16 protein-coding genes are annotated in these 13,714 nt (G+C 55.0%); 11 read left to right on the top strand and 5 right to left on the bottom strand.

The window, feature by feature from the left end:
• Positions 1–20: 20 nt before the first annotated feature.
• The 3 genes from G523_RS0100785 to G523_RS17295 are packed head-to-tail and all read left to right on the top strand — an operon-like array spanning position 21 to position 2,172.
• Positions 21–626: a CoA pyrophosphatase gene (locus G523_RS0100785; protein ID WP_022693105.1), complete on the top strand. Its 606-nt coding sequence runs from the start codon at positions 21–23 to the stop codon at positions 624–626.
• Complete coding sequence (locus G523_RS0100780) at positions 623–982, top strand: hypothetical protein (protein WP_022693104.1); 360 nt, start codon at positions 623–625, stop codon at positions 980–982. Before G523_RS0100785 ends, G523_RS0100780 begins: the two co-directional genes overlap by 4 nt.
• Positions 979–2,172, top strand: coding sequence for a CCA tRNA nucleotidyltransferase (locus G523_RS17295; RefSeq protein ID WP_022693103.1), 1,194 nt, complete (start codon positions 979–981; stop codon positions 2,170–2,172). Before G523_RS0100780 ends, G523_RS17295 begins: the two co-directional genes overlap by 4 nt.
• Here the strand turns inward: G523_RS17295 and G523_RS0100770 are convergent.
• From G523_RS0100770 to G523_RS0100760, 3 genes are all read right to left on the bottom strand, one after another.
• Positions 2,169–2,672, bottom strand: coding sequence for a TspO/MBR family protein (locus G523_RS0100770; RefSeq protein WP_022693102.1), 504 nt, complete (start codon positions 2,670–2,672; stop codon positions 2,169–2,171). The genes G523_RS17295 and G523_RS0100770 overlap by 4 nt on opposite strands.
• A 131-nt stretch (positions 2,673–2,803) precedes the next feature.
• Positions 2,804–3,694 (bottom strand): oxygen-dependent coproporphyrinogen oxidase, encoded by an 891-nt coding sequence (gene hemF, locus G523_RS0100765; protein WP_022693101.1) that lies wholly within the window; start codon positions 3,692–3,694, stop codon positions 2,804–2,806.
• Positions 3,695–3,717: 23 nt separating this feature from the next.
• Positions 3,718–4,227, bottom strand: coding sequence for a tRNA (cytidine(34)-2'-O)-methyltransferase (locus G523_RS0100760; RefSeq protein ID WP_022693100.1), 510 nt, complete (start codon positions 4,225–4,227; stop codon positions 3,718–3,720).
• Positions 4,228–4,323: 96 nt separating this feature from the next.
• Here G523_RS0100760 and petA point away from each other — a divergent pair, with 96 nt between their 5' ends.
• From petA to G523_RS0100725, 6 genes are all read left to right on the top strand, one after another.
• Positions 4,324–4,887, top strand: a complete 564-nt coding sequence (petA, locus tag G523_RS0100750; RefSeq protein ID WP_022693098.1) for a ubiquinol-cytochrome c reductase iron-sulfur subunit — start codon at positions 4,324–4,326, stop codon at positions 4,885–4,887.
• Between the two features lie 21 nt (positions 4,888–4,908).
• Positions 4,909–6,399, top strand: coding sequence for a cytochrome b (locus tag G523_RS0100745; protein WP_022693097.1), 1,491 nt, complete (start codon positions 4,909–4,911; stop codon positions 6,397–6,399).
• A gap of 12 nt (positions 6,400–6,411) precedes the next feature.
• A complete protein-coding gene (locus G523_RS0100740) occupies positions 6,412–7,320 on the top strand; it encodes a cytochrome c1 (protein ID WP_022693096.1) in 909 nt (302 codons plus the stop codon).
• Positions 7,321–7,423: 103 nt separating this feature from the next.
• Positions 7,424–8,650, top strand: coding sequence for an Hsp70 family protein (locus G523_RS0100735; protein WP_022693095.1), 1,227 nt, complete (start codon positions 7,424–7,426; stop codon positions 8,648–8,650).
• Between the two features lie 107 nt (positions 8,651–8,757).
• Entirely contained in the window at positions 8,758–9,630 is an 873-nt protein-coding gene (locus G523_RS0100730; RefSeq protein ID WP_022693094.1) for an S-methyl-5'-thioadenosine phosphorylase, read from the top strand.
• Between the two features lies 1 nt (position 9,631).
• On the top strand, positions 9,632–10,288 hold the full coding sequence (locus G523_RS0100725) for a glutathione S-transferase (RefSeq protein WP_022693093.1): 657 nt from the start codon (positions 9,632–9,634) through the stop codon (positions 10,286–10,288).
• A 212-nt stretch (positions 10,289–10,500) separates the two neighbouring features.
• On the opposite strand, the gene G523_RS0100715 is transcribed toward G523_RS0100725, so the two are convergent.
• A complete protein-coding gene (locus tag G523_RS0100715) occupies positions 10,501–11,763 on the bottom strand; it encodes a Y-family DNA polymerase (RefSeq protein WP_022693092.1) in 1,263 nt (420 codons plus the stop codon).
• 122 nt (positions 11,764–11,885) lie between these two features.
• Entirely contained in the window at positions 11,886–12,383 is a 498-nt protein-coding gene (locus G523_RS0100710; RefSeq protein ID WP_027441336.1) for a hypothetical protein, read from the bottom strand.
• Between the two features lie 135 nt (positions 12,384–12,518).
• Here G523_RS0100710 and G523_RS0100705 point away from each other — a divergent pair, with 135 nt between their 5' ends.
• Positions 12,519–13,046, top strand: a complete 528-nt coding sequence (locus tag G523_RS0100705) for an adenine phosphoribosyltransferase (RefSeq protein WP_022693090.1) — start codon at positions 12,519–12,521, stop codon at positions 13,044–13,046.
• Positions 13,047–13,092: 46 nt separating this feature from the next.
• Positions 13,093–13,683, top strand: coding sequence for an ATP-dependent Clp protease proteolytic subunit (locus tag G523_RS0100700; protein WP_022693089.1), 591 nt, complete (start codon positions 13,093–13,095; stop codon positions 13,681–13,683).
• The last annotated feature ends 31 nt before the right edge of the window (positions 13,684–13,714 follow it).

Genomic DNA, 13,714 nt, shown 5'->3' with positions numbered 1-13,714 from the left:
GGTCCGGACGGGAGGATTTCATGGCGCGGTTAGAGACGCGCCTTATCCCTGCTTATGGCGATTTCGACCTGCCGGAAGGCGGCGATGTTATTCACCTTGATGATGATGACATGGACAATCTGCGCGATGCGGGCGTGCTGATCGGCATTGTGGATCGCGGCGGAGAACTGAATGTCGTGCTGACAGAGCGTCCCAAAACCATGGCCAAACATCCTGGGCAGGTGGCCTTTCCGGGTGGCAAGGTCGATCCGCATGATGAATGCCCGGTCGACGCGGCGCTGCGTGAAGCTAATGAGGAAGTCGGCGTGGAGCCGGAAGAGGTCACTTTGATGGGCCGGTCGGGGCTTTATCTGACGCGCACCGGCTTTCGCATTACGCCCGTCATAGGGCTTCTGCCTCCGGACTTCGTTGCAAAACCGGACCCGCATGAAGTCGATGATGTGTTTGAAACGCCGCTCTCATTTCTGATGAACCCCGCCAATCACGAGGAAAAGTCAGTCGAATGGAAAGGTCGCCGGCACAGATATTTCGAAATGCCGCATAACGGACACTATATATGGGGTGTGACGGCGGGCGTGATTCGTGCCCTTTATGAGCGCCTGTATTGCGAGGAAGAGACGATATGATCAGAATTATTGTTCAGCTTGTACTGATCTTTCTGCCGCTGGCCCTGTTTGCGGTTTACCGCTTATCGACGGCTAACCGACGCGAGCCGGGTGAGCCATGGCCGATCATCGCGCTGGTGATCACCGGTTTTGCGATGTCGATGGCGCTTTATCTCTTCCTGTTTTTCAAAGAGCCGCGCGACGAGCGCACCTGTACGACAGCGCCGCGCTTTGAGAATGGCGAACTTGTGCCGAGCCGTACGATCCCGTGTGAGAACGCAAGCATTGATAGCCGGCGTCATGAGGTAGAACGCCGTGCCGGTGAAATCGACGAGAATGTCACGTATGAGCCGCGCGACACCGGCGTTGGCGAATGACGACCAGTATTCGTCGTGCGCCATGGTTTTCTGAGACGGCCACGCGGCGTGTGATGGCGGCGCTTGAGGCGGCATGCCCCTCTGGTGCGCGCTTTGTCGGCGGATGTGTTCGTAACACGCTGCTTGGCGAACCCGTCACAGATATTGATATCGCGACACAGCTGGAGCCTGACGAAACCATAGCCGCGCTGGAAGCTGCGGGTATTCGCGCCATCCCGACCGGCTATGAGCATGGCACGATTACCGCTATCGCCAATTCCGAACCCTTCGAAATCACCACGCTTCGCCGGGATGTGGAAACAGACGGGCGCCGTGCGGTGGTCGCTTTTACGAAGGACTGGGCAGAAGACGCCGCGCGCCGCGATTTCCGGATGAATGCGCTTTACGCCGATATGCAGGGCGATGTGCATGACCCGACGGGTGGTGGTCTGGAAGACCTTGAGGCGCGGAAAATCATATTCATTGGCGAACCGGATATGCGCCTGCGTGAGGACCATCTTCGCAATCTGCGGTTCTTTCGGTTTTCGGCCTGGTATGCGGGCGGAATTGATCCAGACGGGTTAGCAGCCTGTGCGCGCCTGAAAGACGGTCTTCAGCAAATCGCGGCAGAGCGAATCTGGAAAGAGTTTTTGCGCTTGATGGAGGCGCCATCGCCTTACGCCGCCGTAGAAGCGATGGATGGGGCAGGGGTGCTCGCGCAGATTTTGCCAGAGACCGAGGGCATTGAGCGTTTGAGCGGTGCGGCTCGCATTGAAGCGGGGGCAGGGCTTAAGCTCTCAGGGTTTGAACGCTTCCTCTGTTTTCTGCAGCCTGATCGGGACACTGTGAAAGCGGTAGCATCGCGCCTGCGCATGTCGCGGTTGGAGCAAGACCGTATTGTCGAATTCGCCAAAAACGCCGGAAAGCTTTCCGCGGACCTCACAGGCCATGACCTTAAAGCCGTGCTCTACACTATGGGACGGATGACAGCGCGTGATGAGATCATCTGGCGCTGGTCGGGTGATCAGGACGGCCGCTGGGCATCCATCCTTGAAACGGCAGAGAGCTGGGAGCGACCTGTTTTTCCCGTAACGGGCGGCGATCTCATCAAGCAGGGTGTGCAGCCCGGACCAGCCATGGGTGAACGCCTGCGCGAGCTTGAAGCGCGCTGGATCGCAAACGGATTTTCAATGGACGGTTTGTCTGACTAGTTCAGCCAGACGATCATGCCGTTCAGGTAAGCGGCGAACGTCACCCAGCCGAGATATGGCAGCAGAAGGAACGCTGCGAACTTCGAATATTTTCCGAAGTGGAACATCATGGCGATGATGATGAACCAGAGCCCGGTCAGGTCAATCAGTGCCCAGAGCGGACGATGGAAGAAGAAGAACAGGAAGCTCCACGCGCCATTAAAGCAGAGCTGGAGATAGAAAATTCCGAAGGTCGTCGGCGCGTATTCAATATAGCTCACCTGACGGCGAACGATGATCGCGGAAACGGCCATCAGAAAATAAAGCACAGGCCAGACAATGCCGAACAGATAACCCGGCGGGTTAAACGGAGGCTTGTTCAGCGCCTGATACCACGGGTCTGCTTCGCCGCCGCTGACCAGCGCACCAGCACCCGCAATGATCACAACCGCGAGAACGATAACGAAATCGCTCAGCCAACCGTGTTTATTATTGCGTGGTTTTACAGCCTGTGTGGTCACGTCTGCCGCTCACATTATTGAAACTTCGAAATAATATGTGCGGAATGTCGCATGGTTCCATTACCAAACAAGTAATTTCCCTTATTTCGCGAGTGGAAAGACGATTTTTTGCCGTGGAAAGAGAGCAGGCACTAAACCCATTTCGCGACAGGCGGCATAGACGACAGAATTGAATTCACATTGCCGCCGGTTTTCAGGCCAAACGTCGTTCCACGGTCATAAAGAAGATTGAATTCCACATAGCGACCGCGGCGCACGAGTTGCTCTTCGCGCTCTGCTTCAGCCCAGCTTTGTTCGTAGGTCTGGCGCACAATTTCGGCATACGTTTTCTTGAAGGACAGGCCGACATCTTTGGTGAAGGCGAAATCGGCTTCCCAGTTTCCGGAATTGTGACGGTCATAGAAAATGCCGCCAATACCGCGCGGCTCGTCGCGGTGTGGGAGATGGAAATACTCGTCGCACCATTGCTTGAATTTCGGATAATAGTCCGGATTGTGCTTGTCGCACGCGTCTTTCATCCCTACGTGGAACTGCTGTGCAAGCGGGTGATCCTGATCACGCTGTATTTCCAGCACCGGTGTCAGGTCGGCGCCGCCGCCAAACCAGCTGTCTGATGTGACCAGCATGCGGGTGTTCATGTGAACGGCAGGCACTTTCGGGCTGCGCGGGTGAACAATCAGTGAGATGCCGCTCGCCCAAAACATGCCGTCTGATTTGTCCGCGCCCGGAATCTGCGCCGCGAAGGCTTCAGAGAATTTTCCGTAGACTTCAGAGAAGTGGACACCGGCTTTCTCGAACAGGCGGCCTTTGAGGAGGCCCATCACGCCGCCACCCTGATCTTCGCCGTTAGGGCCTTTAGCCCGCGCCCATGGCGTCATTTCGAACCGGCCAGGCTCACCGTGAAAGAGAGGAGGCATGACCTCATCCTCAAGCGATTCCAGTTCCGCAATGATATCTTTCTGCAGAGCGGAGAACCATGTGCGAGCAAGGTCTTTGCGGGTTTCGAGCGTTTGGTCAGTCATTCAAATGTCCTGCGCGGGGCAAATTATGTGTTCGGAAGAGGTTCTGGCAGAGAGCCGAGCTGTTTCAAAGCCTCAAAAGTACCAATTGCGGCTGCCGTCGCGACATTTATAGACCGCGTACCCTCCTGAAGCGGAATATAAACGCGGGCATCGCAGCGTTCGTGCACGTCATCGGGAACGCCTGCGCTCTCTCTGCCGAATAAAAGCCGGTCGCCGGGATGGAATTTGAAATCCTGTAGGGGAACGGCGCCCTTTGTCGTGAAAAGAACCACCCGATCACCGGCCTTTTTTGCGTCGTCGAAGAAAATTTCGGCAGAATCGATGCGATTCACCTGCGCCAAATTGCCGTAGTCCAGGGTGGCGCGCTTTAAGGCTTTTGCCGTTAAAGGGAACCCACAGGGTTCAATTATATCCATTTTTATACCAAAACATGCGGACAATCTTATAGTTGTTCCAAGATTCTGCGGAATATCAGGTTGATAGAAAGTCAGGCGCAATGTATCGGCTTCTCTCATCTTGGGCTGGGATTCCATGGAATTTCTGCGCGACTTTGCGCCGCAAAGTCTTTTAACGGAAAATGGTTATGCTATGGCATCCACCAGAAAGCCGATTTGTGAGGGCATGGCAACGTGACTGACGAGACATATACAGAGACGGTTGATGAAGACCGCCGCGATTTCATCCACATCGCTGCTGGTGCAGCAGTAGCCGGGGGAGCGGGCGCACTGGCGTGGCCATTCATCGCTCAAATGCTTCCGGCGCTGGACACACGCGCAGCTTCAAGCCTTGAGGTTCCGATTACGGATATCCCTGAGGGCGGCGAGATTCGTGTGCTGATTGGTGGTAAGCCATTCTTCATCCGCCACCGTACAGCGGCAGAAATTGCAGCCGCAGAATCCGTAGAAGCTGGCGACCTGCCTGACCCGCAAACTGACGAAGAACGTCTGGTTGCGCGCGCTGACGGTACACTGAACCCGGCCATTCTGGTCGTTTCCGGTTCTTGTACACACCTTGGCTGCGTACCGGTTGGCCCAGGCTCCAACACTGGTGAGTTCGGTGGCTGGTATTGCCCGTGCCACGGTTCACACTACGATACATCAGGTCGTATTCGCAAAGGTCCTGCGCCGACGAACCTTCCGGTTCCGACGTACGAGTACAATGCGGACGGCTCTGCCGTCACGATCTCACTCTAACCGCACGAATGGGGAGCTCCTATGAGCGGACATGAATCCACATACAAGCCGGGTACCGGCATTGAGAAATGGATCGATGCGCGTCTTCCGATCGTGCGTCTGGTCCATGATTCTTTTGTAGGTTTTCCGGTAGCGAAAAACCTGAACTACTGGTGGACGTTTGGTGCGATCCTCGCGGTCTGCCTCGTCACACAGATCATCACCGGTATCGTTCTCGCAATGCACTACGTTCCACACGTCGACATGGCGTTTGCGAGCGTTGAGCGCATTATGCGTGACGTCGAATATGGCTGGCTGATCCGTTACATCCACGCGAACGGCGCTTCCATGTTCTTCCTTGCGGTGTACATCCACATGTTCCGCGGCCTCTATTACGGATCTTACAAAGCTCCGCGCGAGATCAGCTGGATCCTCGGTGTTATCATCTACCTTCTCATGATGGGTACAGCCTTCATGGGCTACGTTCTCCCATGGGGTCAGATGTCTCTGCACGGCGCGTCCGTTATCACAAACCTGATCGGTGCTATTCCACTGGTCGGTGAGCAGATCAAAATCTGGCTGCAGGGTGCACCATCTATCGGTAACGCTACGCTGAACCGCTTCTTCTCTCTCCACTACCTGCTTCCATTCATGATCGCAGGTGTTGTGATCCTTCACATCTGGGCGTTCCACACAACGGGCAACAACAACCCGACTGGCGTAGACGTCAAAGACGAGAAGAAAGACACAGTTCCGTTCCACCCGTACTACACGGTGAAAGACGGCTTCGCGATCATCGTCTTCCTGATGATCTTCGCTGGCTTCGTCTTCTATGCGCCGAACGTTCTTGGCCATGCTGACAACTACATTGAAGGCAACCCGCTGAAGACACCTGCGCATATCGTTCCGGAGTGGTACCTGCTTCCATTCTACGCGATCCTGCGTGCGATCACGTTCGACATCGGTCCGATCCCTGCGAAACTCGGTGGTGTTATCGCGATGTTTGGTGCGATTGCAGTTCTCTTCGTTCTGCCATGGCTCGACACGTCCAAGGTACGCTCTCTGCGTTACCGTCCGCTGGCTCGTCAGTTCTTCCTTGGCTTCGTAGCTGTCTGCCTGCTTCTGGGTGTTGCTGGTGCGTCTAACCCGGACGACATCGTGATCAAGACTGGCGAAGACACACTCCGTTATGAAGTGTCTCTGGAAGAAGCTCCTGAAGCACTTGCTGTTGCAGAAGCTCACCACGGTAAGATCGTGTCCAGCAATTCAGAGCGTGTGATTGTCGACTTCGCACACTATGAAGATGCAGTGGAATTTGCAGAAGCGTCCGGCACAACGGCTGAGGCAACTGTGAAGCACCACGGTCTGACTTGGCTGCCAGTCGCTCAGCTTCTGACATTCCTCTACTTCGCATACTTCCTGATCATCATTCCGCTGCTTGGTCTGATTGAGCGTCCGAAGGATGAACCAGAGTCCATCGCAGACTCTATCCACAAATCTAACGGCTCTGCTGACGCCGTAGCAGCTGAATAAGGAGAGGCCTTTATGAAAGCGTTTAAAGCCTGCCTCGCTGGTCTTGCCCTTCTCGGGCTTTCTCCAGCCGCTATGGCCGCCGGCGGCACCATGCCACTGTCTGAAGGCGATGCTCCGCTGCCGGACTGGCCGTTTGAAGGTGTGTTCGGCAAATTCGACCAGGCATCTGTCCAGCGTGGCTTCCAGGTTTACACCGAAGTCTGTGCGGCGTGTCACTCAATGGAACTTCTGTCTTACCGTAACCTCGGTGAGCCAGGCGGTCCGTTCTACAATGCTGACGACCCGGAAGCGACTGAAGCTGCTGTAGCTGAATTCGCGCGCCAGTACGAAATCACTGAAATCGACGATTACGGTGATGAAGTTGCTCGCCCGCGTCGTCCGGCTGACCGTTTCCCGAGCCCGTATCCGAACGTTCAGGCTGCTGCTGCAGCTAACGGCGGCGCGATCCCTCCGGATTTCTCGGTTATCGTGAAAGCGCGTCCAGGTGGCGCAGACTATATCTACCGTCTCATGACAGGTTACCCTTCTTATGAAGAGTTCCAGGGTGAGTATGGCGATGAGCTACACTTCAATGACGACCACTCTCACGGTGTTCTGACGCAGCCTGCTGGCCTGTACTACAACCCATACTTCCCGGGCGACACGTCTGGTAACTGGGATGGTGACCCTCGCCACGCACCGGCTGGTGGCTACCTCGCTATGCCTCCGCAACTTTCAGACGGCCGCGTTGACTATATGGACGGCACAGAAGCTACTCAGGAGCAGATCGCTTACGACATTTCTCAGTTCCTCGCTTGGGCGTCAGAGCCGAAAATGGAAAACCGTAAGTCTCTCGGCCTCGTCGTGATGATTTATCTCTTCTTCCTCGCGATCCTTGTATACTTCTCCTACAAGGCAATCTGGCGGAATGTTGAGCACTAGGCTGCTCCAGCAATAAGAAATCTCAGAAGGCTGCGAGTGATCGCAGCCTTCTTTGTTTACGGGCGGTTTTTTACGGCTAGGCTGGTTGTTCAGGGAGGCGGATATGCGCGCAGGCATTGACTTTGGAACATCCAACACAGCGATCGCTGCCGTGCATGGTAAAGATATTCGTCTGACCGAGATTGAGCCGGGCGAAACCTCTATCCCGACAGCTATTTTCTACGAAGCCGGAACGCGCAGCTTCACCATCGGTAACGCAGCGCTTGAGATTTACTCCGAGGGAGAAGAGGGCCGCCTGATGCGGTCTATCAAGTCAATCCTCGGCACTGAGCTGATTGAAGACACGACACAGCTGGATGGCCGTCGCATCCCGTTCCAGAAGGTTATCTCCGACTTCCTTGCTCGCTCGATTCATCAGATTGAGAAGACTGCGCAAGACAGCATTGATCTGGTCGTGCAGGGACGTCCTGTTTCCTTCAACGATACAGACCCCGCGAGGGATAAACGCGCACAGGATGTGCTCGAAACCTGCCTGAAGGAAATCGGCGTGAAAGATGTTTCGTTCATGCCGGAGCCGGTTGCTGCTGCGCATTCGGTCGATTTTCCGCTCGGGCGTGAAAACCTCGCTTTTGTCGTAGATATCGGTGGCGGTACGTCGGATTTCTCCGTTGTGCGCGTCAGCGACGACAATGAAGGCTTTGATGTGTTGGCGAGTTCCGGCGTCTATCTGGGCGGCAACGACTTTGACCGCATCCTCAGTTATTTCGAGCTGACACCGCTATTCGGGCGCTTGGAAACGCTCTCGGAAAATGGGCTGCCAGTCCCTGTCGCACCTTACGTGACCCTGTCGGACTGGAAGAGCCATAACATGCTCTATCTGCCGAATATGCGCCGCGAGATTGACTGGCTGGTCAAGCATAGTCCGCAAAGCCCGGGCCTTCGCGCCTTTGATAATCTCATCCGCAATTTTGAAGGCGGGCTCTATGCCAGCAAGGTCGAGCAGATGAAGATTGACCTCAGCTCCGCAGATACGGCTGAGTTCAAGTACAGGGCTGCAAGGGCTGATCTCAGCCATACTGTCGCGCAGCTAGCATTCAATGCGCTGATCGCCGAGACGATCGAAGCCATGGATGTTGCCGCGCAGGAGTGCCTCAAAAGCGCTGGCGTCACGCATCATCAGGTGACGGACATTCTGATGGTCGGCGGCTCGACGCTTATTCCGGCTGTAGAGCGTCATTTTGTGAGCCAGTTCGCGCACGCGACCATGCTGGACAATGACCGTTTCAGCGCCGTCGCCAAAGGGCTGGCCCGTCACGCCGCAACGCTCTGACCGACGTCGCAAAATTATCAATCTCTCTGTGAGGTGTCTGGACCTTCCATTCATTCCGGTGCAGGGAATAGGACGGACTTAAAGCAATAAAAGCGTGGGATGACGATATGTCGAAATGGGTTCTGGGCGTTCTGGGTGGTTCCGGCCTTTATGAAATTGACGGCCTTGAGAATGCGCGCGAAGAGCAGATTTCCAGCCCGTGGGGCGAACCGTCCGGCAGCGTGATGCGCGGCAATATGGGCGATGTCGAACTCGTCTTCATGCCACGTCATGGCAAAGGCCACCGCCTGTCGCCAACCCATGTGAACTATCAGGCCAATATTGATGTTCTGAAGCGCGCAGGTGTGACAGACATCCTGTCTATTTCGGCGGTTGGCTCGCTTCAGCAGCAATATGCGCCGGGCCATTTCGTCTTCATCGATCAATTCATTGATCGCACCTTTGCGCGTGAGAAGAGCTTCTTCGGTGACGGCTGTGTGGCGCACGTCTCCATGGCGCACCCGATTTGCGAACGCCTGTCGCAGCTTGCTTACGAGGCAGGTCAGGCTGTGGGCGCGACCTGCCATAAAGGCGGCACATATATCGTCATGGAAGGCCCGCAGTTTTCGACCTACGCCGAAAGCCAGCTCTATCGCAGCTGGGGTTGTGATGTGATCGGTATGACCAACATGCCGGAAGCCAAGCTCGCACGCGAAGCAGAAATCCCGTACGCGACTGTCGCCATGGTGACCGACTATGACTGTTGGCACGAAGAAGAAGACGATGTTTCTGTAGAGAACGTTCTCAAAATTATGGCGGCGAACTCGTCCAACGCGAAAGAGCTGATAAAGACGCTCTGCGCTGGCCTTCAGGGTACACCGCGTACGAACGGTACGCAGGGCATTGAGAGCTGCCTCGACTTTGCGATCATGACGCCTGCTGACGTTCGTAACCCTGAGCTTATGGCGAAGCTGGATGCTGTTGCCGGGCGGGTGCTCTAAGATGACGAAGCCTCACCTGATTCTCGGTAATGCCCGTTACTCCAGCTGGTCTATGCGCCCTTATCTGGTGCTGGAACGTGCTGGTATCGAGTACACAGCGGAGTTCCATCCGCTGCGGACGGACAAATTCCGCGAAGAGGTGAGGAAAGTCTCTCCGTTTGGCCTCGTGCCTGCGCTTATGCTGGGCGACGAGTCTATTTCAGACAGTCTGGCGATCAGCGAATGGGCCGCAGAACAAGTGCCATCGCTCTGGCCAAAGGATGAGGTCGCGCGCGGTATGGCGCGTATGCTGGCCGGTCAGATGCATGCAGGCTTCCAGCCGATCCGGCGCGAACTTCCAATGGATCTCGGCCGTGATCACAAGCCTCGCAAAGCGCTCTCTGATGAGGTGTATGCAGAGATTGCCCGCATGAAGATTGGGTGGGGCATGGCGCTTCACCGGTCCGGCGGGCCATTCCTTTTTGGCGACTGGTCCATTGCGGACGCGTTCTATACGCCGGTTGCCAGCCGGTTCCGTACATTTGCGATCGAGCTTGAGCCGGAATTTCAGGACTATTGCGATCTTCTGCTCGCCCAGCCGGAATTTCTGAAATGGGAAGTCATGGCAGCGGATGAAGACTGGGTGATTGAGGACTATCTTCCGCCGGACGAGGCCTGATCAGAGGCCTTCGAGACGATAGAGCGTAAAGGTTTCGCACGCGGATGTGCCACGGCCTGTCGGGCGCCCGGAAAACGTCATATGCCCTGTTCTGTAGCTCTGTCCGGCTGATACTGTTCTTCGCAGACAGGTGCTGATGCTTGCAGGTTTCGCGGATATTTACAGCGAACTATCGAAGTTGAAGATTGGATGCCCCAAGATATTGATTAAGTTTAAAAATCCTCCAGATCGGGGATGCGGCCAAAGGCAATTTTAGCGCCAGCATAACCGCCGGGAGGCTCCTGACGAATACCAATGCCCAAGACATGGGATTGATAGCGTGCATTGAGCTTGTCCATCGCCGCCATAAGAATCTCCCGGCGTTCGCGCTTAAGGCGTGCGGAGGCGCTCTCAAACAGATCGTTGATCCGTGCCGTCTGAGGCACCAGCCCATGTAGCGTGATGGCAACCCTTTTGAATGGTTTACGATCAGTTTGGTTTAGGCCCAACGCAAACATTCGGTTTAGCGCTTCAATAAATGTCTGATCATCTATGCTCGGGGGCAGAGCGCAATTGCTATGCCATCTATTGCCTTGCGTCGTCATGAGTGAGAGAGAAAATATGGATGCTGCATAACCTTCTTTGCGCATGCGGCGGGCTGCTTTCACAGTAAGAAGCCGTGCGCAACTCAAAGCCTTGTCTGCTGTACGCCAGTCTGAGGACAGCATACGCCCATGCCCGAACATGCGCCGGACTGTCTCTTCACGAGAGACGGCAAATCCATGCAATTGTGCCCATAGCCGTTCGCCCTCTACGCTATGCCAGATAGCGCGGGCCTGTTTGGGAGAGAGATTCCAGAGTGCTTCCACGCTGGAGATACCAGAGCGTTCTAACCGTGCGAGCATATTTTGCGCAATGCCGGGTAAATCATCCAGCGCCAGATCAAACAGCCGCCCGGGCAAATCGTCTGGGGTAAGTATGACGAGCCCTTGGGGTTTTTCCATTTCGGCGGCGACTTTGGCGAGAAACTGGTTGGAAGCAATGCCGATAGAAGGCGTGATGTAGCGACCGACTCTTTCAGCGAGGTCAGTCCGGATATCTCTGGCAATCTGTAGGCAGTTGACCCGCTCGCGGCCGATAAGTTCGCACTCGACTTCATCAATCGACCAGACTTTCAGGATAGGAAGGTGATCGCCAACGACTTCCAAAATCTTCTGATGTTGACGGACATATTCATCATGTCGGGCAATAGGGAAGGCGATATCAGGGCAGCGCTCTTTAGCTTCGGTGACGGACGTGCCTGTCTTTATGCCAAGATTTTTGGCTTCATAGCTCGCAGCAATCACACAGGTATGTCTGGAATTAAGCGGAAGGACGCCTACGGGCCGACCGCGCAATTCTGGACGTAGTTGTTGCTCAACGCTCGCAAAAAAGCTGTCAAAATCAATATAAAGGCGCTCAACTTGTTCAGGTTGGCGCAGCCCGATCTCTTGCATGGCAAGGCTCCGCTAATCGCGGAAACAAAAAAGAACAAATAAAGAACAAAAGCAAGATTTTCAGCAGATACTCTTGTGGAGGAATGCAGTAGGATTAAGATTCTTTGTAGCTGTGATTTGCGCTATAAGCCTTCCAGACGATAGAGCGTGAAGGTTTCGCAAGCAGATGTGCCGCGGCCTGTTGGTCGCCCGGAAAAGGTCATACGCCCTGTTCGATCGCGTTTGAATTCGCCCTCAATACCTGCAGACCCCCAGCTCGTTTCAGGCTCTTGTAGCCAGCCGGTCGGTTCGGCTTCGAGTCGGTCATACCTGTAGATTCCGCTCAATGTGAACGCGCCTGATGGATGACCGGGATTGCTGGCAAGATCATAAAACCACAGCCTTGCTTCAACACCTGCAGATGGCGGCATGTTTGCCGCATGAATATCTTCAATCGTATCGAAGGATATCGTCATGCCGTTCTCGCCACTGGCGCAGATATAACTGCCCGAATAGACGCCAGGATATTCAGAGAAATAGTCCAGAGGCGCAGGCGTTTCTTGCTCCTGTCCCTGCGCGGATACAGCGGCTGCCGCGATCATGAATGCAATGATAGCGCCTGATTTCAGACATTTCGACATTAAGCCCTCCATTGACCGAAGGTCTGCCACAAATGGAAATTTGTGACTTCCCCTGAATGGGGGACTCTGTCCACTTTCAATGCTAGGCAGGGCCGATATACTGACCCGAAATTCTAAACTGGTGAAACCACGCTAATGAACCTGAAAGACACTATCCGCACCATTCCGGACTATCCGAAACCGGGCATCATGTTTCGTGACGTGACGACCCTGCTTGGCCAGCCGCGCGCATTCCGCCGTGCTGTGGACGAGATGGTTCAGCCTTATGCTGGTACGCGCATCGACAAGGTTGCGGGTATTGAGGCGCGCGGCTTTATTCTGGGCGGTGCAGCGGCTCACCAGTTGTCAGCGGGCTTCGTTCCGCTCCGTAAGAAGGGCAAGCTGCCATGGAAAACCATGACAGAGAGCTATGAGCTGGAATACGGCGTGGATGAAATGGAAATCCATGAAGATGCCATCCAGCCCGGCGAGCGTGTGCTTCTGGTTGATGACCTCATCGCGACGGGCGGTACTGCAGAGGCGGCGATCAAGCTGCTTCGTCGTGCCGGAGCTGAAATTGTAGCGGCTGCTTTTGTAATTGATTTGCCTGAACTGGGTGGTGCGGACCGGATTCGTGCCCTGAATTGTGAAGTTCAGGCGTTAATGGCTTTTGAAGGGCATTGACGTAGAGGGTTCAACGTCACACCTATAAAAAAAATCTGGAGTTTGCATGTATCGCCTCGACGAAGAAGAAGAATCCACACCGATTGCCGAACCGAACAGCTTTCTTGAGCAGGCGCTTTTTAAAGCTCGTACGATCCTGCTGACAGGTGGTGTTGACGACAAGCTGGCGCGCCGTGTGTGCGAACGCCTTCTTGCCCTGTCTGCTGAAAGCCAGGACCCGATCCTGCTGGTTGTGTCATCTCCGGGTGGCCACGTAGAATCCGGTGACATGATCCACGACATGGTGAAGTTCGTGCCTGCGCCGGTGAAAATCCTTGGTACAGGTTGGGTCGCCTCTGCTGGCGCGCTGATCTACGCATCTGCGAAACCTGAGAACCGTTTCTGCCTGCCGAACACCCGCTTCCTGCTTCATGAACCACGAGGCGGTGTTGGTGGTCAGGCGTCTGACGTTGAAATTCAGGCGCGTGAAATCATCAAAATGCGTGAGCGTCTGAACAAGATCTTCGCGAATGCGACTGGTAAGTCTCTTGAGCAGATCAAGAAAGACACTGAGCGTGACCACTGGATGACGGCTGAAGAAGCTGTCGCTTATGGCCTCGTAAGCAAGATCGTCACGAGCCAGAGTGAAATTCTTTAAGCTGTCAGTGATAAGCTGAATTGAAAAAGCG

The sequence above is a fragment of the Ponticaulis koreensis DSM 19734 genome, from assembly GCF_000420665.1.
Classification (GTDB): domain Bacteria; phylum Pseudomonadota; class Alphaproteobacteria; order Caulobacterales; family Hyphomonadaceae; genus Ponticaulis; species Ponticaulis koreensis.
Note: the sequence above shows the minus strand (reverse complement) of the source record. Positions and strands in the feature narration are given on the sequence as shown.

Coding starts and splice junctions, on each gene's coding strand:
- G523_RS0100785 (WP_022693105.1), top strand. CDS start 21: ATGGCGCGGTTAGAGACGCGCCTTATCCCTGCTTATGGCGATTTCGAC.
- G523_RS0100780 (WP_022693104.1), top strand. CDS start 623: ATGATCAGAATTATTGTTCAGCTTGTACTGATCTTTCTGCCGCTGGCC.
- G523_RS17295 (WP_022693103.1), top strand. CDS start 979: ATGACGACCAGTATTCGTCGTGCGCCATGGTTTTCTGAGACGGCCACG.
- hemF (WP_022693101.1), bottom strand. CDS start 3,694: ATGACTGACCAAACGCTCGAAACCCGCAAAGACCTTGCTCGCACATGG.
- G523_RS0100760 (WP_022693100.1), bottom strand. CDS start 4,227: ATGGAATCCCAGCCCAAGATGAGAGAAGCCGATACATTGCGCCTGACT.
- G523_RS0100745 (WP_022693097.1), top strand. CDS start 4,909: ATGAGCGGACATGAATCCACATACAAGCCGGGTACCGGCATTGAGAAA.
- G523_RS0100740 (WP_022693096.1), top strand. CDS start 6,412: ATGAAAGCGTTTAAAGCCTGCCTCGCTGGTCTTGCCCTTCTCGGGCTT.
- G523_RS0100735 (WP_022693095.1), top strand. CDS start 7,424: ATGCGCGCAGGCATTGACTTTGGAACATCCAACACAGCGATCGCTGCC.
- G523_RS0100730 (WP_022693094.1), top strand. CDS start 8,758: ATGTCGAAATGGGTTCTGGGCGTTCTGGGTGGTTCCGGCCTTTATGAA.
- G523_RS0100725 (WP_022693093.1), top strand. CDS start 9,632: ATGACGAAGCCTCACCTGATTCTCGGTAATGCCCGTTACTCCAGCTGG.
- G523_RS0100715 (WP_022693092.1), bottom strand. CDS start 11,763: ATGCAAGAGATCGGGCTGCGCCAACCTGAACAAGTTGAGCGCCTTTAT.
- G523_RS0100710 (WP_027441336.1), bottom strand. CDS start 12,383: ATGTCGAAATGTCTGAAATCAGGCGCTATCATTGCATTCATGATCGCG.
- G523_RS0100705 (WP_022693090.1), top strand. CDS start 12,519: ATGAACCTGAAAGACACTATCCGCACCATTCCGGACTATCCGAAACCG.
- G523_RS0100700 (WP_022693089.1), top strand. CDS start 13,093: ATGTATCGCCTCGACGAAGAAGAAGAATCCACACCGATTGCCGAACCG.